Origin of the sequence: Pseudoalteromonas sp. B160 (genome assembly GCF_037162485.1) — a bacterium.
GTDB classification, from domain to species: Bacteria; Pseudomonadota; Gammaproteobacteria; order Enterobacterales; family Alteromonadaceae; genus Pseudoalteromonas; species Pseudoalteromonas rhizosphaerae.
The window spans coordinates 3,403,595-3,428,085 of the sequence record NZ_JARLUX010000001.1 but is presented as its reverse complement, the minus strand read 5'-3'; the positions used below and the strand labels follow the sequence as shown (position 1 = coordinate 3,428,085).

The window sequence follows — 24,491 nt, the reverse complement described above, 5'->3', positions numbered from 1 at the left end:
CTTTTTAGCAACAAAAACAGCTCAATAATACCCATATTTGGAACTATCTAAAGGAGTTGTAATTGTATTTTATTAGACGAGTTAAAATCTTTATTCAAGGGAAGCAGGATCATTTGTGCGATTGGTTTGAGTTGTTTTTCTACATAAATTGCATAGTCATATTTTTGACTTGTCTGGGTTTGCTGCATGTTTGCATAGAGCTCTGCACCAATATGGGTGTACACATATTCAACAATTTGGCCTTTATTAATGACAAACTCAGGGTGAATTGCTTGGTATTTTTTGACAGCTTGGACTTGAGGAGGGATGTTTTTTTGATAATCAGCCAAGTGTTGGCCGAGTTTTTTTCTGTATACGAGTTTGTCGTCAAATTCCCCAGCATACAAACGCGTAATGTAACTTTCAATAATCGGTGTTAACATTTCAACAGTAAAACTGTCGCTGAATAAAGTTTCAAACAGTTTGGTTTGAAATTCATGCGCTAATTCTGTCCAGTCACTTCGCACGGTTTCCATGCCTTTGAAAATTAGCTCTTTTTTATCTTCGCATTGTACCTGGCCAACATAACGTTTTTTTGAGCCAGTGGTTTTGCCACGGATAGTCGGCATAAAGAATGGGCTATAAAGTGTTTCGAATTCTATTTCTAAATAACTTTGTGTCGCAAAGCGCTGTTTTATTGTTTGCTGCCATTTTTCATTAATAGTATTCGCTAATTGCTTGCCAATTTCTTTGCAGTTATCTGAATCAAGTTCATCTGGTAGGCTCACAAATGTTGAATCGGTGTCACCATAAATAACAGTATAACCAAGCTCTTCGATCCACAGTCTGCTAGTTTGCATTATTTCATGACCACGCAAAGTAATAGAGCTTGATAAGCGTGGATCGTAAAAACGACACCCTTTGAACCTAACACCCCATATAAACTGTTCATGATGATTTTTATAGCTTGCGATAGCATGGGCTGAGCAGTGTTTTTTGCATGTTGCCTTGATGAGGCTAACTTTTTTATTAAATTAGGAAGGTGATGCTCAGTGCGAGAAAAAAAGCGTCTTTAAAACCTGCAATCGCGTTATCAGGCTCCTCTAAGCCGCGAATTAACCCAAGCGGATCAATACAAAACGTTTGCATAATCGATGGATACAAGCTTTTAAAATCCAACACGATAACATTTTTATAAAGCCCAGGAATTGACTCCATCACAAAACCGCCAGGGCTTTCAAACGATAAGCCATGATCGCCTAGATTCGGTGCAACATAACCGCTTCGATGCAATAACGGTAAATATAAGTTAGTAAAAGCAGCCACTGAGCCACCCATTCGTTCTAACTCTAATCCTGTTAACTGCGTGCGAACAATAGCAAATTCAATGAGTTTTAACTTTGCAAAGATACGATTAACTAACACACAATCTTGACGATTATACGCCGCTAGCGAGAGCTTATCTTCATTATATTGACGAATAATTTCACTCAAGCGGTTATCGCTTTGGATTAACTTTTTCTCGCCTAGTATTTTATGGCTCACATTAGCCAGTGAGAAACTATCAAAATGATAAGTAGCATTTTTTAGCGTATCTATGCCATCGATAACACAGCGCCCAGGCAGAGTTAAACGGGTAAAATGTCCTTCTCTGATCTGTAATTGACCATTACCTCGACCCAATAATAATTTAACGCCAAGGGCATCCGCGCGTCGATTAAGTACATTAAAATCAAATTCAATGACGTTCCAACCAATAATAATGTCAGGATCTGCTTGTTGTACCAGCTGTTGTAATTGAGTCAGCAAATCAATTTCATCATGGCACCAATGAATAGTCTGTTCACTCTGTTGTGGCTCGCCAACCATAATAACGCAATCAATCCCCTCACTTACTAAACCAACTGAAAACAACACGCCTTCACCACTGCACTCAATATCCAATGACAGCGTTTTAAAACGTGGTTTATACGAATCAGCTGCTTTTAACTGGGCATTGTCGATTTGGATAAAGCCAACTTGTTGAGTAACGTCGCCTGTCACCCACACCCCACCTCGAATAAAACGCTCCATTAAAAAGCGATCGCTGTGGCGTACATCACCTTCATATACTGTGATCTGGTTTTCTAGGGGTTGGTTTTCTAAAAGCTGCCTTGCTTGATATAACGCTTGTGAGCTTGAAAAATAGCAAGCGATGCATTGTTCGCCACTAAAGTGTTTAATCGCAACGTCTTTAAATTCGACATTGATATTGTGCTTTGATAACAACTGAGCAGCTAAAGCACGTTGTTTTATTAAAATAAAAAATACCGCTTGTTGATTTGGCACTAACACTTTTATTGGACCGTGATCAGAGCTTAGCCAATAGCACAGTGTGATCCCGCTATGGCGGCTATACTTATCAGCAGAATATTGTTGCCTAGAAAGTATAAAGCCTTGATAGATTGCTTGTGTCAATGTTCGATCCCAATTAATATACAGCACTGTGATTATATACATACTTTAGGTTATTAACCCATGCTTTCTGATGCATTAAAAACAACGATAAGAAAAATTCACAAGCATGTGGCCGATAACCTCAGTGATTATCGCCCTCGCAGTAGCCAAAATTACTTAGTAGCCGAAATTGCAAAAACACTGGCGGGCGAGTACCACAAAAAACAGCGGATCTGTGTTATTGAAGCTGGTACTGGTACGGGTAAATCGCTGGCCTATTGTTTAGGTGCATTACCGCTGGCGCTTGCACAAAAAGAAGTTAATTATTTCTACTGCAACGGTAGCCCTTCAAGAGCAATTAATAAGTAAAGAACTCCCCTTTTTTAAAAAATATTCAGGCCTTGATTTCAAGTTTGATTTAGTCAAAGGCCGCCAGCGCTACCTATGTGCTCACAAACTACATAACGCGGTCAACGGTGATAATCAAACGCAAATGGACTTTATGCCCACCCTTACTTCGCCACTGAGTGCGATGGAAACTAAATGTTTGCAGCAACTCTATGATGCTTACACCAATAAAAAGTGGCAAGGCGATCGAGACAGCTGGGCAGATACTATCCCTGATCGCGTTTGGGGATTAATTGCTTGCGATAAACATGCTTGTCAAAGACAAATGAAAGCACATCAAACCTGCCCTTTTCAACTTGCTCGTCAACGCTTGATGCAAATGGATGTATTAGTGATTAACCATTCATTATTATTAGCTGATCTTGATTTAGGTGGCGGGAAAATTCTGCCCGAGCCAGATAATAGTATTTACGTTATTGATGAAGCTCATCATCTTGCGCATATTACGCGTGACTTTTCATCTGCCGCAGCGACGATTAAAGGCACCATTGATTGGCTTGATAAACTCACTAAATTTAGTGGCAAAATGGCCAAAGTATTAGTAGGTCAAAAAGCCATTGGGCAAAATTTTAAGCTCTGTGACAGTATTAATGATGCCAATAAAGACTTAAAAGTTGTTCGCGATATTTTGGATAATGCCAATTTTAACTATTCAAAAGACGATACATACCGATTTGAACATGGTGAAATACCTGAATCGTTACACGCTAAAGCCAAAGATATCAGCGAGGCGACCCTCGATGCTCTGCGCTGCTTAAATAAAATGCACGATACCTTAGTACAAGATGTCAGTGATGGTGATATCAAACCCTATGTTGCCGATCCTATTTTAGGCGAAAGCGGTCATTACATTAATCGTTTAGAGCAACTAAACAAACTTTGGTATAGCTACGCCACCAAGGGTGAAGGCACACCACATGCACGTTGGATAAAGCGTTTAGAATACAAAAACCATCACGACCATCTACTCAGCGATTGCCCTATTGAAGTTGGCTACTATTTAAAAGATAAACTGTGGCGACAATGTGCCGGTGCGGTTTTATGCTCAGCGACCCTGACTGCACTTGGTTCATTCGATCATTTTGCTTACGAAAGCGGTCTTACTAAAGAAGAAGGTGTAAAATACTTAAAAGTACCTTCTCCGTTTGATTATCCTAATCAAGCCACTTTGCACATACCAACATCACACATCGAGCCGACCGATAAAGAATTTAGTGATCATCTGGCCAAAGTATTGCCGGATCACTTAAATACGCAACATGCTAATTTAGTGTTGTTTGCGTCTTACTGGCAAATGGATCATGTAGTAAAAGCTTTGCGCGCTAAACACCTCGACATTTTAGTACAAGGTGAAATGTCGCGTGAAGCACTGTTAAAGCAACATACAAAGAATATAGATGCGGGTAAAGGCAGTATTTTATTTGGCACACAAAGCTTATCCGAAGGACTCGACTTACCGGGTAAATACCTTGAGAACTTAGTGATCACTAAAATTCCATTCGCGGTACCCACCTCCCCCATTGAAGAGGCACAAGCAGAGTTTGTACAAAGTAAAGGGGGTAATCCGTTTTTATCTATCACGGTGCCTGATGCGGCTAAGAAATTAGTGCAAAGCTGTGGTAGACTGCTGCGTAAAGAGAACGATCAAGGGCGCATTACAATCCTAGATCGCCGTTTAGTGACCAAGCGATATGGCAAAGCCATGCTTGACACATTACCACCCTTTAAAAGACAAATAGATTATTAATGTTTGAACTTGCACTAGACCCAACAACCTGGGCACTTCTTTGCGCAGTGGCACTTGCCGCAGGCTTTATAGACGCAATAGCCGGTGGTGGTGGCATGTTAACCGTGCCAGCACTTTTAACAGCAGGATTGCCGCCCCATTTAACACTTGGCACTAACAAATTAGCCGCTAGCTTTGGCTCACTCACAGCAAGTGTTACTTACTTCCGTAAGCAATTATTTAATCCTCGATTCTGGGCAGCGTCAATTATAGCAACCGCCATTGGCGCTTTACTTGGTACCCTTATTGTTGACTACCTGAGTATTGAATTTTTAAACAAACTACTGCCTATTGTTATCATTATGGTAGCCTGCTACAGCTTATTTGGCAGTTTAAGTACGGTAGAACATGATCAATTACCACCATTGAACAAAACAACTAAAATAAAACAATGGCTACAAGGCTTAAGCTTAGGGTTTTTTGATGGCTTGGCAGGCCCTGGGACCGGGACTTTTTGGACTGCATCAAATAGTTTACTCTACAAAATGAGTTTACTGCTAAACTGTGGTTTAGCCCGTTCAATGAATTTTGTGTCAAATTTTGTATCACTGATTACTTTTGTAGCGCTTGGTCATGTTAACTTTTTACTCGGTATCACAATGGGCTTCTTTTTGATGTTTGGAGCCTGGCTTGGAGCTCATTCAGCAATTCGGTTTGGCAGTAAGTTTATTCGTCCTGTTTTTAATACTGTGGTGATAATTTTAGCGTTAAAACTAATTTACGAGGCTTATTTATAAAATGCGAACAGCTTCTTTTGATAAGCTTTGCCAACAAGTTGCAACCTTAAAGCAGCATGCTGAGCAATTTGATAAAGCCAAGTTATTTGCTAAAAACCGCTATATGCAGGCACAACCCAGTTTATTTGACCGAGGTGTGTTTACTACTAAAAGCATGAAATTAGTTGATTATGTGTTAGAAATTGAAGATGAAGTTAATAGCCTTCCACCACTGGAGCGTCGCCATGCTCATAATTATGCTTTAGAGCGTATCGGTAATCAGGTGCAAGCCGTATTTAACGTCATTAAATCAACCCCTATTTGGGAAAAAGAAAACAAAAGCACTTACAAACCCCGTAGTAAAACCAATAATAAATCGGCACCTTACCAACAAGCTGTAAAACAAATTATGCAACCCGCCCATGAGCTATATGACGAACTCAAACAAAATCATGAGTTCGAGCGTCGCTTAGTGCTAATGGTTGAAGAATGTAAGCTAAGAATGCAAAATGTGGGTCCTGTAAAAGCAAAAGCCATTAATTTAGAGATCCTTGCTCTTCATGGCCGCCTTGGTCGCTGCCGTAAGGCAATATCTGCCACCGAAGAAAAAATTCAAATAGTTGAAAAACAACAATTACGCTAGCTATGACTGTTTTTTATCATCCACTATACTCTGCGCTTGAACTGCCTTTACGACATCGTTTTCCAATCGCTAAATATAAATTGCTAAAACAAGAAATTGCAGAGCTTGGTTTTACTGACTTTATTAGCCCAAATAAAGCGACTAATGAACAGCTCCAGCTTTGCCACAGCCATGAGTATGTTGAACGCTTTATTAGCGGGCAGTTAACTGACAAAGAAATAAAGAAAATGGGTTTCCCATGGTCAAATCAACTGGTAGAGCGCACTTTATTTTCTGTTGGTGCAAGTATTCAAGCCTCTGAATACGCTTTAAAAACGCAGCTGGCGGTAAATCTCAGCGGCGGATATCATCATGCTTATAATGCTTACGGCAGTGGTTTTTGTATTTTCAACGACCTCGCGGTTGCCGCCGCTCATCTCATTAACACTGAGCAAGCATCAAAGGTGCTGATTTTTGATTGTGATGTACACCAAGGTGATGGCACAGCAGAAATTTGTGGCTCTCTTGATGGAGTGATTAGCTGTTCGATTCATTGTCAGCAAAACTTTCCACGTTTAAAGCAGCATTCTGATTATGATTTCTCACTCAACACTGGTTGCAGCGATAATGAATATTTAAAAACAGTCGCTAATGCCTTGGATTTTTGTATCCGTCTTCATCAGCCTGATATTATTTTATATAACGCCGGAGCTGATATTTGTAGCCAAGACGAATTAGGCTATTTTGATGTTAGTTTAGAGGGTGTATATCAACGCGATTCGCTGGTTTTAGCAACCTGCAAACAGCACTCAATTCCTTTAATGTGCGCGCTCGGTGGCGGTTATCAGCGAGATACACAAAAGTTAGTTGAGGTTCATAAGTTGCTTTTTCAAGCGATTGTCGATTTATACCCGCACTTGGTATAAACTAAAAACAGCTTAATACTACCAAGGTAGATAACACAGTGCGATTACATGACGACATACACAATTACTATGAAAAAATTATGATTGAAGAAATCATTAAACGACAACTTGAAAAGCATTATAATGAAGACGTAATGGCTGATTTTTGCTGTACTGTATTAAACCAACTACCTGCCCGATACATTCGTTATGATGTGGATATGGAATTTTACTTACCACAGGTCGAACGGATCCATATGGAGGAACGAGTAAATATTGCCATTGATGTAGCAATCAGCCAAATAGCGAAAAAAAGGGCGGACATGAGTAAAGAGTTAACCCAAGCACCTACACACGTAAAATTAGCCGTAGACTTAATAATGCTGCTTGAACAACATGAAGTTGCCGCTGATGATGTGCTCAAAGCACTTGAAATAATCAAAAGCGATTATGAAAAAAAGCGCCTCAATACTAACATACAGCCAGCATAATTTTCTGGCTGTAGTACATTTGCATAATCGTATTATTCGTCTTTAAAAATTGCCACGTAGGTCGCTTGCGTATTCGATTTACTGGCCCGATACATACCACTAGTATTAAACGGTAAACTGATATTACCTTTACCATCAACGATGATCACTCCTCCAGTACCACCAATGGGCTTTAGCACACTATTAATCACTTCATCACCCGCTTGTGTAATAGTCTTACTTTGATATTTAACTCGTGCGCAAATATCAGCCGCGACGTTATAACGAATGAAATACTCGCCGTGGCCAGTGGCAGATACCGCACATGACGCATTTTCAGCAAATGTACCTGCACCAATTACAGGGGCATCACCAATGCGACCAAAACGCTTTGCAGTCATCCCACCCGTTGAAGTACCTGCCGCCAAGTTACCATTTTTATCAAGTGCAACAGCACCCACAGTGCCCATTTTATAATTGACGGGTAACGCCTGATGCGCAGCTTGATAATCTTTACTGGTAGCTTTGGCTTTATCTAGTTTTTCTTTTGCTTTTAATAACGCTTTATAACGGTTATCCGTATCAAATAAGTTATTTTCGACCAATGGAACGCCCTGCTCTTTGGCAAACTCTTCAGCACCTTGACCACTGAGCATCACATGAACCGATTCTTCCATCACCAAGCGCGCTAAATTAATCGGGTTTTCAATATGTTTAACACCCGCAACAGCGCCCGCTTGACGATCACGACCATCCATAATTGACGCATCTAATTCATGGCCGCCGTCATAGGTATATACCGCACCTCGACCGGCATTAAAGTATGGCGAGTTTTCTAATACATTGATTGCAGCGGTTACTGCATCTAGGCTTTCGCCACCTTGCTCAAGTACTTTATAGCCAGTTTCTACCGCCTCTTTGAGTTTAGAGCGATAAGCTTTTTCTTGCTCTGGAGTAAAACGGCTTTTTTCAATCGTGCCCGCCCCACCGTGAATAGCTATAGCCAAAGGTGTACTAGCGCTTATGGCTAATGGGCTAAACGTTATACAGCACGCACTAACTAAAGCGCTAAAAAGTGACTTGTTCATACAGGTAGCTTGTGTTGGAAATAAGTATAACCAATGTGAATAAATTGGCGCTAAATTACAACCCTAACCAGATAAAAGACATAAAAAAAGCGCCCAAAGGCGCTTTTTAATATTTCGTTTAAATTACGCTTGTTGCGCTTTCAAACGAGCTAAACGTGCTACTTGATGCGTAGACGTTAAGAAAGAGAAAATAGGCGCTAAATAACCACGCTTACGAAGCTCTAAAAAGTCTTCGTCGCTTAACTCGTTAAGCTTTTTCTCATCAATAAGGTAAATACCATTGATGTCTTTTTTCTCGCCTTTAATATCAACTGTTAGTGTTTGCGCTACTAAAAGCTCTTTATCAGCAAGATATTTTGTGAATGCTTCAGTTACATGAGAAAACTCAATAAATGATACAAGTGCTTCTTTACGACGTTTTAAGTAATCTGTCTCTTCACCGTTTTCAAATAATGCATTTCCTTCAGTTTCACCCACTAATGGGCTTGCTTCGTCAATCACAATACCATATTGATCTTCTTGTGGGTGTTTAACTAGACCCAGTGGGTAGCGTGTTGTTGCCATAGGAGCAAACGCTGCAGTCCACTTACCGTCTTTTACAAAAGGTTTTCGCCAGGCTCTAAACCAAACATAGCTACAGCTTGAAATTGACCAGTCTCGTTATTTTTTACGAAAGACATTGGAAACTCATTTGCTACACGCGCGAACTCATGTGCAACGACAGGCACTAAGTGTTGAGTTTTTAAAAATTCTACATTGATGCCGTTTTGAATTTTAGTGTTGGCATGCTTTTCATTGTGTAAAGGCTGTACTTGTTGCTCCGCCATGTTACTGCTCCGTTATTAATAAGTTTATATTTTTGCTGTTAGTACCCTAAGGCTAAAGGTTTTGCTACAAAAATGGAAGTGAAAATTTTGTGTCAATTTGCATGTTACCAAGTAAAATAAGCCTCTCAAACAGTTGCATACAGATAAAAAGTTTATCGTTGTTTTATAGCTTCCTAAAAAGTATATGGCTGGTAATAACCATTTTTAAAAAAGCTATGAATTAATTAGTTGACGTTGAGTACTATTAGCTAAATTCCTTAATACTGCTCTCTGTATAGCTTTTTCTTAAATCAATTATATTTTATTCATAAAAAATAAAATTACTGTTAATTTTAATTTTAATTTTTCGTTATATTAAGTATTTGCAGATAAATCTATAACACGTTGAAATTGACCAAGTGAAACAAGGTGTGAATATATCGCCTCTAGCATCCCTTGTTTTTGCAAAGATAATAAAGACTCATCATCTAGAGATTTTAATAAATCCCTATCAACAGAATAAAGGCCTGAAATTTGCTTTTTTTGACCATCACCTAAATCAAATTTAAAAGAACATTCAGTGAGTAGCCCAAGTTCTACCAGTCGACTAGTGAACTGTGTTGATAACTCCTCTTGTCGAGCAAGTTCTTTTAGTTCAACTTGCTTATAAATCAAATAGTCAGAAGGTTCTCCTACATTGTCAAATAGTGCTTCACCATTTTTTTCTGTATTTAATGCAGCGGTTTCAACAGCAAGAAAAACTTGACCTTCTGGGGTTTTAGCTAGCGTGAATGGGTGTTTTTTAACATGTTGAGGCACGTACATTGCTTTGAAATGACCATCGTTGTAAAAAACATTTCGACCCGATTCAAGCCCTAAAATAGCAACCATTTTAAATGGGTTCTCATCGCTTGATTTCATAAAGCATACAGGAAAATTGAGTGCTACTTTTGCAATTTCAATAGGGGTGATAGGAACAACATGCTGATCCTTTATATGTGAAAAATTAGCATCAACTTTTACATACTGCCCTTTGTGTTTTTCCACGTTAAAAATTTCAAATTTATCTGACATTAAACACCTATTAATATATTATTATTTACTTAAAAATAGCACGTATAAGAGGTAATTTAAAGTATGCAAATAGATAGATTAAGTATTAATAACATAAAAAATATACAAGAATTTTTGTGCAATTTAAATGAGCCAATTATAATAACAGATTTATTTTCTAATTGGCCAAGTGTTACACTTGCAAAACAATCACCTTTAGCACTTCTTAGAAGCCTTGTTACTCAAGCATCTACTGAATTAGTGGATACTTTAATTATTGACAAGAAGTATAAAGGCCTAATTGGTTATACTGATAATAAATTTAAAAATTACACTTTCGAAAAACACAATGCACCACTTATTTCTGTACTTAAAAAATTAATAATTAATTTTAATAATCAAGGTTCAGATACTATTGCAGTGCAAAGTGCACTAATAAATGAATGTTTACCTGATTTTTGTATTAAGAACTCTGCACCTAAATTTTTAGCTAACGTTCCTCCTCGTATCTGGCTAGGCAATGCTGCTACGGTTCCTGGACATTATGACACTGAACATAATATAGCCCTAAACCTCTGTGGTAAAAGAACTTTTTATTTGTTACCCGCAAATGAAATAAAAAATCTTTACGTAGCACCCATTGATAGAACTGTGGCTGGCCCTGCAATCAGCTTAGTGGATTTTGAAAACCCTGATTTTGAAAAGTATCCAAAGTTTAAAGCCACAAAGGAGAAAGTGTTAACTGCAAGTTTAGAGATCGGTGAAGCTCTCTATATACCTCCACTTTGGTGGCATAATGTAAAAGCCATTGATCCTGTTAATATACTAGTAAATTATTGGTGGGATCCGACATCTACAAAATCGGATTTAGGATTAGAGGCAACAGATAGTTTATTACATAGTATATTAACACTTCGTAATTTGCCTGAATCACAGAGACTTGCTTGGCAAGCTATTTTTTCTCATTATGTATTTGAGAAAACAGATGAATTTAAAAATAAAAGTAATGAATATCACGGTATTCTTTCAAACTCTCATGAAAGTCTAAAGTCAGTTGCAAGTGCATTAAAAGAAAGAATGAAATAGTAAAAATAAAAATGCCGCTATACAGCGGCATTTTTTTACACTCTGTTCAATTAGAATCGGAAGTTTGCACCTAGTACGAATCTACGACCATTTTGGTAGATAGATAGTACACGATCTTCACTAGTGTTGAACTCAACAACTTTTTCATCAGTTAAGTTTATAGCTTCTAATACAACCGAAATATTTTCAGTTACATTATAAGTAGTACTAAAATCTAACTGACCGTAGTCATCATTCCACAATTCTGTACCTGATGAATGAAGTCCTTTGTACCATTTAGTACGATAGTTATACATTGCACGAACAGAAAACATATCATTTTCATAAAATGCAGAAGCGTTTAACATATTTTCTGATGCGCCCATAACTAAACCTGAACCAGGATTTGCTACATCACGTTCGCCATCATTATTTGCATCTGTGTATGTATAGTTAGCAGACACACCAAAACCATTACCTAAATCATACTGAAGTGATGCTTCTAAACCTGTTGTAGTACCACCTTCACCATTTGCAGGACGAGAAACTGTTGCTGTAACCCAGCTAGAAGTTTGCTGATCATAAAAATCTTGTGAAGATGTAGCTGTAGTTTGATAACTTTCAATATCTTTATAGAATAACGTTACAGCGAATAATGACGCATCATCAAAATAGAACTCCCAAGCGGCATCAAACTGATTTGCTATTTGTGGAGCTAGATTAGGATTACCGGCTTGTGCTGTAGGGTTGGTTTCACCTAAATCACCAGGCGCTGTAATTGGTGATATATCAAAGAAGTTAGGACGAGCCATTGTTCTAGCAGCAGAAAGGCGGACAATTTGGTCTTCGGCTAAGTCATATGACAAGTTAAAGTTAGGTAAAATCTCTGTATAGCTGCGAGATTCAGTAACCCATTCTAGTGTCGCAGGTGCTAAATCTGCATTTTCACCTGGATTTTTAACTGTTAATAGACTAAAAGAGTCTGAAGAGTATAAGTAACCTGAAGAGTCTTGATCTGTTCTCGCTACACGAATACCGATATTACCGCGGTAATCATCGCCAGAAAAATCACCTTGTACATAATAAGATGTTTTCTTTTCAACTACCTCAAAGATCTCGCCTAAATTTTTATGTACAGCATAAGATGCATTTGGACCTAAGCCAAGTTCTATCATTTGAGCGCTGTTATGGGTTAATTGTTGAGTGATATCACCGTTAACAACATCGGCACCAACGCTATCAGTACCTACCGCAAGATCACATTTAGCTAAGGTATCACATTGGGAAGACAAAATCTGGGCCATGTAATTAGGGCTTGTACCATCAGTTGCAACACCCCAATGCCAGCTATATGCATTTCTGTCTTGTGTACGTTTTTGATCGCGATATTTCACACCAAATTTAACAGCTGTGAATGCACCTAACTCTACAGGAACATCAAAGTCTACTTGTCCATATGACTCATCATCAGTTGTTGGTTTATTTCCACCCCAAATCCAACCACCATTAAATTTAGAAGGATCAGTACCATCAACCCCAGCATTTACTGTAGGTGTAGAGCCTGTTAGATCGAAGTTATAGTCACCTTGTCCACCATATTCCCATGATGTTTCATTCAAAGTACCACCTTCAGCTGCAGTAGTACCTAACTCAACATTCATAGAGAAAGAATCAGTTGCAAAGTCAACATCTAGGTGAATTGAGTTTGTATCTGTTTTTGAAATACGGTTGATGTGGTTCCAGCGAACATCGGTACCACCAGTGCCTTTTACTGCATTACTGCCTACGTATGTTAAGTCAGCCCCTGCGCCAGGATTCATAAGTAAGAAATTAGAGTTAGTGTTATTAACATCCATTTTCGAATCTAAGATGTTTAATGTTGCGCTAAAATCATCAGAAGGTGCAAACTGAATTGAACTGAAGAAAGTTGTTCTTTCACGATCTTGACGGAAAACAGGAACGCCCATAGTACGTGGAGTATAAGTACCGTCTGCTGAATTTGCATCCCAACCTAGTACTTCAAAACCTTCACGACGAACTGTACGGTCAGATTTTGAACCTGAGATCAAAATACCAAACTTTTCGTCTTCGTTTTTCCAAGAATAAAAGCCTTCAACTAATGGATCATGTTCTTCTGATGATTCTGAGTACTGGCTCTGTAACGTGATATGAGTAGTGCCAGAATCTAAATCGAGTGGTTTACGAGTTCTTAAAATAACAGTACCACCAATTGAACCTTCATCTAAGCGGGCTTCTGGTGATTTGTATACTTCAAGGCTACTTACAAGTGAAGAAGGTAGCATAGTGAAGTTGAAACTACGAGATGGGTTATCAAGTATAAACCAATCTGCTGTACCTACGTTTTGACCATTTAATAAAGTACGGTTTTTAGTCGGATCTGAACCACGAACAGTAATTTTTTCACCTTCACCAAACTCACGGCTAACACCAACACCTGTAATACGTGAAAGTGATTCAGCAACGTTTTTATCTGGGAATTTACCAATATCTTCTGCAGTAATGGAGTCGACAACAGCATTTGCAAAACGCTTATTGTTAATATCAGCTTTAGCTGAAGCGCGAATACCACGTACCTCAATGACTTCTACGTCTTCTTGAACTTTTACTTCATCAGCTGCGAATGCAGCACCAGTTAATCCGGCACTCATTACAAGACCGATATTTACTGCTAATAAGCTTTTTTAAAATTTTTAGCTAACACAGGATTCCCCTTGAATCATTTTGTTTGTTTTATTTATCACTTCTGCCCAGTGATGATGACAGCGTTGTCATCTAGTAACAAACCATACACTCTAAATTACATTTGTGCTACATCTTTTTAGCCGTTTTGTGCAAAAAAATAGCTATAAAAATGCTAACCAATTGAATATTAATAGATTAAAAAAATAGAGTTTATAAATTGTTACAGTTTTACGGCGGGAATATAGCATGGTTAAGTTCAAAAAGAGAAAACCAAATGCACTGTATTAGGTAATTTTATGATTTTAGATAAGTCTTAGTGTAAAAAAACGTTCCACTTCAACTATACAGAAATGACATTTCGCTTATTTGCTGATAAAGATATAACTTTAGCTGGATGAACAAAAACACATCTTTTCACATTAATATTGCAGAAAAATTAGGGCAAATAATTTATCAAGGGGAATTTATTAATAGTTATCAATATCAATGACAGCGTTGTCATTTTGTATTTTAAAGAGTTACGCTATTAATGTCTACCTTTATTTTCCCCCATAGCCTACCCTTTTCATTGAAAATTTTAGAGAGCTATAGGAACCGTGAAAATTACTCATATAATTGTTCTATATGGATAATTTTTAATGTAGTTAGTGAAGTTTTTTAAACCACTAAGATGCTCATGTTTTTAATAAAGTAGGCATAAGTAGCCACATTTCAACAAACAACTAGTTAACTCACACTATTTGTGAGGCTTGTTATTTAGTGAAGATAAGTCACTTACAGATAGATCACATTACGCTCCAAACTTAATAATTGCCGGGCGTTATATAATAACAATCGACTTAAATATTTAACCATTCTAGCGAAGCTATAAATGGTCAGTAACTTAACACGATTGTATAACTGTTGTTTTCGATAAAAATAAATAAGCGAAAATAATAAAGATCTTGCAAGTGCGATACAGATAAATTTAGAAGAGAAACAAAAATGCAGGCTTTATAGCCTGCATTTTAAAGTTTGGGTCGATTGGGGTCGTTACGGAGCCCAATAAACTTCAATATTTATTGTTGGGTGATTTAAAACTGCACGTAGTGGCATGTCGTTTTCATCTCCACCGGCTTTTGCTGCTTTATATACAGCAAGCTTTTCTTCTCCACTGATCAGTAACTTAACCACTTTAGACTGCGCAATCGCTGCTAAAGTTAACGTCATACGTTCGGTAATATTCCCTGTTACTTCACTTTCAATAGCATTAATTGCACATACCAATTGTGATGTTTCAAGCCCTTGCTGTAAACCGCCCGCATGTGGAAATAATGAAGCGGTATGACCATCCGGTCCCATGCCTAATATAGTAACATCAAATGGACGTTTCAGTTGTTGGTACGCAGCTTCACATTCTGCACTACCCTGTTGCGCAGTCTCGGCATTATTTTTCATAGTAATGAAGTTAGCTGCCGCGCCATGATTTTGTAATAACGTGCTCTTAATAAACGCTTCATTACTTTTTTCATGTGCTACATCAACCCAACGTTCATCAACCATAGCAACATCTATCTTTGCCCAATCTAATGCTAGATTAGATAAGTGCTTATAAGCGGGTGCAGGTGATGAACCACCTGATACCATCAGTACGGCACGGCCATCAGCTTCAATACCGCTGACTAAACTTTGTTCAAGTGTTGTAGATAACTCAGCGGTTAATGCATCTTTTGAATCAAAAAATTTCTCTACGATGGTTGCCATTGTTATGCCTTATCGCCAGTGTTAAACCAAACATGGTTATTTTCAGCTAATAGTTCATCAGCATCATCAGGCCCCCAGCTACCAGCACGGTATAAAGCAGGCTTACCTTTTTCTTGCCAGCGCTCGATAATTGGGTCAATCCATTTCCAAGCTTGACGTACTTCATCACGGTGAATAAACAGGGATGGATTATTTGCAGCCGCATCTAACATCAAGCGCTTGTAAGCATCTGAATGGAAACCATTGCTATAAGCTTGCGATAGTTCAATGTTCATGGTTACCGGCTCTAATTGCATCTCTAAATTATCAAGACGCTTTGACATCAAGGTTAATTGAATTGTCTCTTCAGGCTGAAGGCGGATAACCAAACGGTTTGGTTCAATATTGCCAACATTATCACCGTAAACATTGTGTGATACTTTTTTGTATTCAACGACAATTTCGGCACAACGTTTTGCCATACGTTTACCTGTACGAAGGTAAAATGGCACGCCCGCCCAACGCCAGTTATCAATATGAGCACGAATAGCAACAAATGTTTCTGTTTTACTTGAACCTTCATTTAACTCTTCTAAGTAACCTGGGACAATTTTGCCATCCAAATCACCGGGTACATATTGACCACGAATGATGTTGTCATCTACATCCGTTGCAACAAGTGGGCGCAATGATTCTAATACTTTCAGCTTTTCGGTGCGAATGCTGTTTGCATTAAGTTTATTTGGTGATTCCATCGCGACTAAACATAACAATTGTAATAAATGGTTTTGCACCATGTCACGTAAAGCGCCGGCTTTATCATAAAAACCAGCACGGCTTTCAAGGCCAACAGTTTCAGATAAACTGATTTGAATATTATCGATTGATTTAGCATCCCACATATTTTCAAATAATGAATTTGAAAAACGCAGTGCCATTAAGTTTTGTACCGTTTCTTTACCTAAGTAATGATCAATACGGAAGATTTGCTCTTCGCTAAAATATTCAGCAATTTTTGCATTGATCTCTTCTGCTGAATTACCGCAATAACCAATTGGTTTTTCAACAACGACACGTGATGTAGCAGTGATCAGACCTTTGCTAGACAGTATTTCACAGCAGCTACCATATACCGCAGGTGGAAGTGATAAATAGAACACCCGAGATTTGTCTGCATCATGCTCATCTAGTATTGTTTTTAATTTATCCCAATCATCGTCTGCTTCGGTTACATTCGTGACTACTGGCACCAAGCACGCTGAAAAAGCTTTCCAATCTTTGGCATTAAACTCACCTTTACCTAAAAATTCTTTTAGTGCTTGATGAGCTGTTTCTATGTATTCCGCACGTTTACTTTTCTTCACGAACCGTCGGTAAAATACGCGAACCTTGTGGAAGGTTGCCTTCTTGATATGCGCGATACATTGCAGGTAATAATTTGCGTAATGCAAGATCACCACCGCCCCCAAAAATTACAATATCAAAAGGATTTAGCATAATTTACTCTCTACGTTTGCTATGCCCCGTTGTCGACTATCCACTATTGATAGTGCGGGCATACATTCTTGTTGTTTAGTTGATGTCAGCTTTTTGGCATCGTACTCGAGAAAAAGCCTGTTGAATTCGCTTGTTTTATCGCTGAATATTGGTTCAGCTGTATTCATTTCAAACTGGTAATTAAATGAGTCTTAGGGGCTCTGTATATCCTCTCACAAATATACAGGCCCTAAGAACTCCAGCGCTACCCGTTCAAAGGTATTTGGTTGCACAGCACAATTGATTGTGCTGTGCGAATTTTTTACTGCTCTCGACGTTGTTTATAATAGCTCATTAAGCCATTTGTCGAACTATCATGTGGATGGTTTATATTATCATCCAGTAACTCAGCTTCAATTTTTGAGGCTAAGCCTTTACCAAGTTCAACACCCCATTGATCGAAAGAACAGATCTCTAAAATGATGCCTTGGCAGAAAATTTTATGCTCATATAAGGCAATTAAGCGACCCACCGTTTTTGCATCAACCGTATCTAACAGCATTGATGTTGTAGGACGGTTACCACGGTGGATTTTATGATCAATTAGCGCGGCTATTTCAGCCTCTGATTTACCTTTTGCGGTTAAATCAGCGCGAACTTGCTCTGCATCAACCCCCATCATCATCGCTTCTGTTTGTGCAAAAAAGTTCGATAATAAAATGTCGTGATGCTGACCAATATTAACCTGAGGTTTAATAGAGGCAATAAAATCAGCCGGTACAATCACATTGCCTTGGTGCAAACACTGATAAAAAGCATGTTGACCATTAATTCCGGTCATACCCCAAATAATTGGCACTGTAGTATACGGTACGGTATTACCCGCAAAATTAACGTGCTTACCATTACTTTCCATTTCACCTTGCTGCAAATAAGCTGGCAACATGTGTAATGCTTGATCGTAAGGTAAAATAACCTGTGAGTCGAAACCTAAAAAGCTGGTATTCCATACGCTCAACAAAGCCATTAATAATGGTACATTTTCTGCAAATTCGGCCGTTTTAAAGTGTTCATCAACTTCAAAAGCGCCTTCAAGAATCGCTTCAAATGCATCAAAGCCTAAATACAATGCAATTGGTAAGCCTATCGCACTCCATAATGAAAAGCGACCACCTACCCAATCCCACATTGTGAATACGTTTTCATCAGCAATACCAAACGCTGCCGTTTTTTCTAAATTAGTGCTCACTGCTACAAAGTGCTTAGCAATAGCTTGCTTGTCATCGGCTGACTCTAAAAACCATGCAACGGCGGTTTTTGCATTGGTCATGGTTTCAGATGTAGTAAAGGTTTTTGACGAAATCACAAACAAAGTTGTTTCAGGATCGATGTCTTTCAATACTGACGCAATTTGTACGCCATCAACATTTGAAACGTAATGTACTTTTAATGAGTCATCTGCATAGCTTTTTAGTGCTTCAGTGGCCATTTGTGGGCCTAAGTTTGAACCACCAACACCAATGCTCACAACATCTTTCACGGCTTTACCGGTATAACCTAACCATTTCCCGCTACGTACTTTTTCAACGAACAACTTAATTTTTTGTAATTCAGCGTTAACCACCGAACTTACATTCTCGCCATCTACAACTAATGATGATGCACTACGGTTACGAAGTGCAGTATGAAGCACGGCTCTATCTTCGGTGATATTAATTTTTTCACCGCTGAACATTTTATCTCGCCAGTTAGCGATATCGCACTCTTGTGCTAAAGACAGTAACTGTGTCATCACACTGTTATCAATCAATTGTTTTGAATAATCAAATAAAACACCTGGGATCTGAGTCGAAAATTGCTCGAATCGCGTGCTGTCATTGGCAAATAAATCTTTAAGATGAACTTCCTTCATCTTATTTGCACTTATTTTTAATGCTTGCCAACTAGCTAACTGTGAACGACAACTCATTTTTAACATCCCCTTAAACTTGCAACAAACTGATTTATAACTATGTTTATATTAATAAAGTGAACTGATAGCGTATTAACTTACAAAGAAAATTAACGATAAGTTAGAATGACAACGCTGTCAACAAGCTACTTTTATATTTTACAATCGAGATAATAACGCACTTTTACTCATTTGACACCGGTATCATAAAAATTATCTCAATTATTTTACTGCTAATTTTACTGAACATTAGATACACTAACTGGTCTTGATGAAGAAATAATGAATAACACGTTTGTTAAGTCTACTTAGGTGTATTCTTATCAGGACCATGACAACACTAAAACAATAACCTAAAAGTAACTCTATGAAAGTAACTATAAATGATGTAGCGAGGCTCGCCAGGGTTTCGATGAAAACGGTTTCACGGGTAATAAATAAAGAACCATCTGTTCGTAAAAAAACTTACGATACAGTCATGGATGCTGTAAAAGAGCTGAACTATCAGCCAAATCTTGCAGCACGAAACCTAGCTGGTACGTCATCATTTACGGTAGGCTTAGTTTATGACAATCCTAATGCGTATTATGTGATTGATATGCAAAATGGTGTGCTTTCTCGCTGTAAAGATGAAGGCTATGAATTGGTGATCCATCCATGCACTTATACAGATGCAAACATGAAAGATGAATTTATTACCATGATAAAGCGCTCTCGCTTAGCTGGGCTTGTACTTACACCGCCATTGTCAGAGCAAAGTAGCATCACCAATTTACTCGATGAGTTAAATATTCATTACGTTAGGGTGTTATCTGGGCGACCATCAGATGATGATCAAGACACCTGTATTTATGTTAACGATTATAAAGCCGCGTATGAGATCACCACTCACCTTTTAACTCATGGACATGAAAATATTGGCTTTATCTGTGGCGATAAAGAACATAAATCGACGTCTGAACGCCTTGAAGGTTATAAAGCAGCGCTGGCAGATCATCATAAAGAATTTGATAAACGCTTTATTTACGATGGTAAATATTCGTTTGAGTCGGGTGTTGAAGGTGCAAAGCATTTGTTAGCAGAGAATAACACCTTGGCTATTACTGCTATATTAGGTGGCAATGATGAAATGGCCGCTGGCGCTCTATTTGCGTCACGCTTAATGGGTATTGCCATTCCTGAACAGTTATCTATTACTGGCTTTGAGGATTCTCCTTTCTCCCGTCAGACATGGCCAAAGTTAACTACCGCTCATCAAGCAAACGATGTTATCTCTCAACATGCAGCACGGTTATTATTTACCAAAACTCGCGGTGCTCGTAACCAAGATAAAGACATCATCACATCATTTACACCATCAATTGTGATCCGTGAAAGTTCAGGGCCTAAACAGTAGCTACAGCCTTCACTGATAATAAATAAGGCGCTAAAAAGCGCCTTATTTCCCTGTAGTCAATCGCCAGTCTTCTACACTTGTTATTATAACAGTGCCATTCCACCGCTGAGATTATACACGTCAGTAAAGCCAAGCTGAGATAAGTTAGTTGCCGCTTGTTTTGAACGATTACCACTGCGACAAAGTAAAATATACTTACCCTGTGGGCTCAATTGCCTGTCCACTAATGCATTTGCCATTCTACTTAGCGGAATATTCATCACTCGCGCAGGGCTAACTGCAAATAACTGAGGAATATTGTTTGCCCCATGTTCATATGGTTCACGGGTATCAATTAAATATACATCGCTTGCAGTTAACATATCTTTTGCTTGCACGGCGTTCAGTTCGTAAGCTCTACTGTATTTCAAACTGTCAGCATAACCACACAAAGTTGCAAATTTACATAAATTGTCTTCATCGCTGCGCTGCTTGTTGTTAGCAAATTCAGTATCACTTAGTTCATTGTTCAATAATGCATGCAATAACGGCGTTTGCTGCTGTTGAACTTGCCAATTAATAGCAAAACATTGCTGGTAGTCATGACCAGAACAAATAACTGTCGACTCTGCTAAGCATGTTGATAGTTGACGTAATGAGTGTGCCATAGCTAACGCATCCCCACCGTCAATTGCAGTATTACCAAGCCCAGCAGGCAGCAGCAAATCACCGCAAAAGCAAAATAGCACTTGTTGAGAGTTGTTACACCGTAATAAATAACTAACACTATCTTGGCTGTGCCCGGGTGTTGCTAAGCGCTCAATGGTGCATTCAGGTAATGCAATACTCGTTTGCTGCACTGGCCACCCCAATTCATGCTCGTCTTGCAAACTGAATTTTAAGGCCTGAGCCAACAATGTAGTCGCACAGCATCGCTCTTGATGGGCATGTGTGTCTAAAATGGCTGCTACCGTTAAATTTTGTGTGTGTACTATTTTTTCAAGCCGCGGGATAAGCTCAATAATTGGGTCAATGATCACTGCTTGTTTATCTTGACTGACATACAACCAACAACACGCACCTTGATGTCTAAATTGTGTTAACCCTAATGCACACGCTTCTTGCTGTGGTGATGACGAATCTGAAACCACCAAACAATTAGCTTGTAATATTGGTTTAAGTGAACGAATACGCGCACAGGCAGTGGTTATTTCAGCCTGTGTTGTCGCCGGTCCAAATGATAAACGTATTGCATTTTCACTACGCCAATCACTCACGCCCATGGCATCTAACACAAAACTACGATTTGCGCCTGAGCTACAGGCTGAGCCACCACTGATACGAATACCTGCCGCATCGAACAAATCCATCACTTCTTTACTACTGAGTTCATCAACAGCAAAATTTAACGTTGTTGGTACTGACAATGCAAAAGTATGATTAAAGGTTATATTACCAAAGGTATCTACTAAAGCCTGATGTAATTGTTCACGATAGCCGTTTAACACATCGATTGATTTAAACGTATCGTTTGTTTTATCCAGCAATAAACAAAACAGTTTGTTAAGACCTGCTATACCTGGCAGGTTTTCAGTACCGGAGCGCATGCCACTTTCTTGACCACCACCGGCAATAAATGGCGTATAAGCACTGCCTTGACGAATATACAACACGCCTATACCTTTCGGCGCGTAAAGTTTATGGCCTGAAAATGGCGCGTAGTCAATCGTTGTATCACTAAGGGCCAATGCGGTTTTCCCTAGCGCTTGTACGCAATCCACCATCCACGCAACTTCCGTGTTATGTGCTCGTATTACCTTTTCAATCGCTTTTAAATCTTGATAAACACCGGTTTCATTGTTAACCGCCATGGTACAAATCATCAGTGCATCACCAGCGTGTTGAGCAATAAAATCTAAATCTAAAAGGCCATCACTCGATACCAGGATCGCAAGCACGGTTGCGTTTATACCCAATACGGCATTCCAATGTATTAATGTATTAGGTACTGCTTTATGTTCAGTCGCGCCATACAGTAATACTGGATTTGGTTTAGCATGATCTTTAGCTGCTATGAGCGTAGACACAACAGCTGTTTGAATTCCTTCGGTAGCCCCAGAAGTGAATAAAATATCCCCCTGCTGTGCACCTATCACATCACGTGCTTTTTGACGTGTTTGCTCTAATAAGTGTTTAGCTTGAATACCGGTAATGTGTGAAGAAGAAGGGTTACCAAAGCAGATTTGCATAGTATGCGAAACAACCTCTGCAATACAAGGTAGCACCGGTGTTGTTGCGTTTGCATCAAGGTAAATTTGTGACGATGAGTCAGTAGGTAATATTAAATCAGACATTAAAAAACGCACCATATTACTAAAAGATATATCTTATAACCCATTCTACATAAAATTAATGGGCCGCGTAAGAATCAATTAGTCTCTCAGGTGCGTTTTCTATACCATTTGATACTATACCCAAAATACCTAAATCTTCAGGTGATTTAGGTATAAAGCTAATTAACCAAAGTTCGTGTTAGCTATGCTCAATCAGTTGTTCTTCTTGTTTCGTTGACCAAGCATTGAGTAAGGCTTTTACCAATGACGCTAGTGGAATTGCAAAAAACACGCCCCAAAAACCCCATAAGCCACCAAAAAACAGTACCGCAACAATAATAAATACCGGGTTCAGATCAACCGCTTCAGAAAATAGTAACGGCACCAGCACATTACCATCTAATGCTTGAATAATGCCGTAGATGATCAGTATGGTCCAAAACTGGGTTTCTAAACCAAATTGAAATAATGCCACGGCCGCAACCGGTATGGTAACAAGTGCCGCACCCACAAAAGGGATCAATACTGATAAACCCACTAATACGCCCAATAGCGCTGCATAACGTAAATCAAAAATAGTGAACGCGATAAACGATACTGAGCCTACAATCAAAATTTCAAACACCTTACCACGAATATAATTCATGATTTGTTGGTTCATTTCGTGCCATACCTGCAGGATTAAGCGTCTTTGTTTTGGAACGAGTTTTTCTGCACTTCTGATCAACTCCAGCTTATCTTTGAGCATAAAGAACACCAGTAATGGTACTAAAATAAGATAGATCAACCACGCCACTACATCTTTTAATGATGTCAACGAGACCGACAATAGTACTTGGCCAAACTCAATTGCTTTGGCTTCAACGCTGCTGACCACTGATTGTACTTGCTCTGCATTAATTAAACTGGGGTATTGCTCAGGCAAGTGCAGTAGAAAAGATTTTCCCTGTTCTATCATGTGCGGGCTTTCTTGCACTAAATTACTTGCTTGCTGCCACAGTATTGGACCCATGCCGATCACTAAGGTCAGCATCAACCCTGAAAAAATTAACATCACAATAATAGTGGCAGTAAAGCGGTGTAAACCAAAACGCTCTAAATGCGCAACCGGCCAATCAAGCAGATAAGCAATCACTAAAGCAATCAAAACAGGTACAATAAGTGCACCAAAGAAATAAAACATCGCCATTAAAGCGAGTAATAAAAACAATAGAGTTACTGAATGTGGATCTGAAAACTTCCTTTCGTACCAAATTTTTACATATTCAAACACGATTTAGCTCCACGATTAACAACCCACGTTGTTGATCTAATTTGTACGGATAATGATTTTTTAGCAAAAAGCGCTCCATATCTTGAGTTGGTTGATCCACTAATAATGTAAACTTTATCGGTTGCGCAGTTGCTAAAGCTTGGCGTAAAGTCAACTTAAACTGGATAAATTGCTGCGGACATTTGAATCCGCGCAAGTCTTGCTCTAGCATAACCAATTATCTGCCCTATAAAAATGAATAATAATACGGTCTTTGTCAGCGTTGTTAATAACAAATGTAACTTTTTCTTAAAACACGCATCGCAATAGTTTATCCTTATAGCA

General features: G+C 38.7%; 14 protein-coding genes and 4 pseudogenes. 7 read left to right on the top strand and 11 right to left on the bottom strand.

Annotation, left to right across the window (positions count from 1 at the left end):
• Positions 1-47: 47 nt before the first annotated feature.
• A pseudogene (locus tag P4S61_RS16050) lies at positions 48-2,436 on the bottom strand (DNA polymerase II).
• Between the two features lie 60 nt (positions 2,437-2,496).
• Here P4S61_RS16050 and dinG point away from each other — a divergent pair.
• The 5 genes and pseudogenes from dinG to P4S61_RS23010 all read left to right on the top strand — a co-directional run bounded on the left by dinG (position 2,497) and on the right by P4S61_RS23010 (position 7,343).
• Positions 2,497-4,570: pseudogene (gene dinG, locus P4S61_RS16045) on the top strand (ATP-dependent DNA helicase DinG).
• Positions 4,570-5,346: a sulfite exporter TauE/SafE family protein gene (locus P4S61_RS16040; RefSeq protein ID WP_145240961.1), complete on the top strand. Its 777-nt coding sequence runs from the start codon at positions 4,570-4,572 to the stop codon at positions 5,344-5,346. Before dinG ends, P4S61_RS16040 begins: the two are co-directional and overlap by 1 nt.
• A gap of 1 nt (position 5,347) precedes the next feature.
• Positions 5,348-5,968 carry a primosomal replication protein gene (locus P4S61_RS16035; RefSeq protein ID WP_145240963.1) on the top strand — a complete coding sequence of 207 codons (621 nt, stop codon included), beginning with the start codon at positions 5,348-5,350 and terminating at the stop codon, positions 5,966-5,968.
• A gap of 2 nt (positions 5,969-5,970) precedes the next feature.
• Positions 5,971-6,873: a histone deacetylase family protein gene (locus P4S61_RS16030; protein WP_182819930.1), complete on the top strand. Its 903-nt coding sequence runs from the start codon at positions 5,971-5,973 to the stop codon at positions 6,871-6,873.
• A gap of 38 nt (positions 6,874-6,911) precedes the next feature.
• Positions 6,912-7,343: a DUF2496 domain-containing protein gene (locus P4S61_RS23010; RefSeq protein WP_442961572.1), complete on the top strand. Its 432-nt coding sequence runs from the start codon at positions 6,912-6,914 to the stop codon at positions 7,341-7,343.
• Between the two features lie 32 nt (positions 7,344-7,375).
• On the opposite strand, the gene P4S61_RS16015 is transcribed toward P4S61_RS23010, so the two are convergent.
• The 3 genes and pseudogenes from P4S61_RS16015 to P4S61_RS16005 all read right to left on the bottom strand — a co-directional run bounded on the left by P4S61_RS16015 (position 7,376) and on the right by P4S61_RS16005 (position 10,290).
• Positions 7,376-8,410, bottom strand: a complete 1,035-nt coding sequence (locus P4S61_RS16015) for an isoaspartyl peptidase/L-asparaginase family protein (RefSeq protein WP_145240971.1) — start codon at positions 8,408-8,410, stop codon at positions 7,376-7,378.
• Positions 8,411-8,533: 123 nt separating this feature from the next.
• Positions 8,534-9,237: pseudogene (locus P4S61_RS16010) on the bottom strand (SapC family protein).
• 354 nt (positions 9,238-9,591) lie between these two features.
• Positions 9,592-10,290 (bottom strand): SapC family protein, encoded by a 699-nt coding sequence (locus tag P4S61_RS16005; RefSeq protein ID WP_337118634.1) that lies wholly within the window; start codon positions 10,288-10,290, stop codon positions 9,592-9,594.
• Between the two features lie 63 nt (positions 10,291-10,353).
• Between P4S61_RS16005 and P4S61_RS16000 the strand changes: the two genes are divergently transcribed.
• The gene (locus P4S61_RS16000; protein ID WP_145240977.1) at positions 10,354-11,355 is read left to right on the top strand and encodes a cupin-like domain-containing protein; all 1,002 of its coding nucleotides are present in this window, start codon (positions 10,354-10,356) and stop codon (positions 11,353-11,355) included.
• A gap of 50 nt (positions 11,356-11,405) precedes the next feature.
• Here P4S61_RS16000 and P4S61_RS15995 read toward each other — a convergent pair whose 3' ends face one another.
• The 4 genes and pseudogenes from P4S61_RS15995 to pgi form a co-directional block, all read right to left on the bottom strand.
• On the bottom strand, positions 11,406-14,003 hold the full coding sequence (locus P4S61_RS15995) for a TonB-dependent receptor (protein WP_337118633.1): 2,598 nt from the start codon (positions 14,001-14,003) through the stop codon (positions 11,406-11,408).
• A 1,066-nt stretch (positions 14,004-15,069) separates the two neighbouring features.
• Entirely contained in the window at positions 15,070-15,780 is a 711-nt protein-coding gene (gene pgl / locus P4S61_RS15990; RefSeq protein ID WP_145240981.1) for a 6-phosphogluconolactonase, read from the bottom strand.
• A 2-nt stretch (positions 15,781-15,782) separates the two neighbouring features.
• Positions 15,783-17,256, bottom strand: a pseudogene (gene zwf / locus P4S61_RS15985) (glucose-6-phosphate dehydrogenase).
• Positions 17,257-17,557: 301 nt separating this feature from the next.
• Positions 17,558-19,204 (bottom strand): glucose-6-phosphate isomerase, encoded by a 1,647-nt coding sequence (gene pgi, locus P4S61_RS15980; protein WP_182734932.1) that lies wholly within the window; start codon positions 19,202-19,204, stop codon positions 17,558-17,560.
• 349 nt (positions 19,205-19,553) lie between these two features.
• On the opposite strand from pgi, the gene P4S61_RS15975 reads away from it, so the two are divergent.
• Positions 19,554-20,582: a LacI family DNA-binding transcriptional regulator gene (locus P4S61_RS15975; RefSeq protein WP_337118632.1), complete on the top strand. Its 1,029-nt coding sequence runs from the start codon at positions 19,554-19,556 to the stop codon at positions 20,580-20,582.
• 83 nt (positions 20,583-20,665) lie between these two features.
• On the opposite strand, the gene P4S61_RS15970 is transcribed toward P4S61_RS15975, so the two are convergent.
• The 3 genes from P4S61_RS15970 to P4S61_RS15960 form a co-directional block, all read right to left on the bottom strand.
• Positions 20,666-22,915 carry an aminotransferase class V-fold PLP-dependent enzyme gene (locus tag P4S61_RS15970; protein WP_337118631.1) on the bottom strand — a complete coding sequence of 750 codons (2,250 nt, stop codon included), beginning with the start codon at positions 22,913-22,915 and terminating at the stop codon, positions 20,666-20,668.
• 178 nt (positions 22,916-23,093) lie between these two features.
• Complete coding sequence (locus tag P4S61_RS15965) at positions 23,094-24,167, bottom strand: AI-2E family transporter (RefSeq protein WP_145240991.1); 1,074 nt, start codon at positions 24,165-24,167, stop codon at positions 23,094-23,096.
• Positions 24,160-24,378 (bottom strand): hypothetical protein, encoded by a 219-nt coding sequence (locus P4S61_RS15960; protein WP_145240993.1) that lies wholly within the window; start codon positions 24,376-24,378, stop codon positions 24,160-24,162. The genes P4S61_RS15965 and P4S61_RS15960 overlap by 8 nt, the downstream gene beginning before the upstream one ends.
• Between the last annotated feature and the right edge of the window lie 113 nt (positions 24,379-24,491).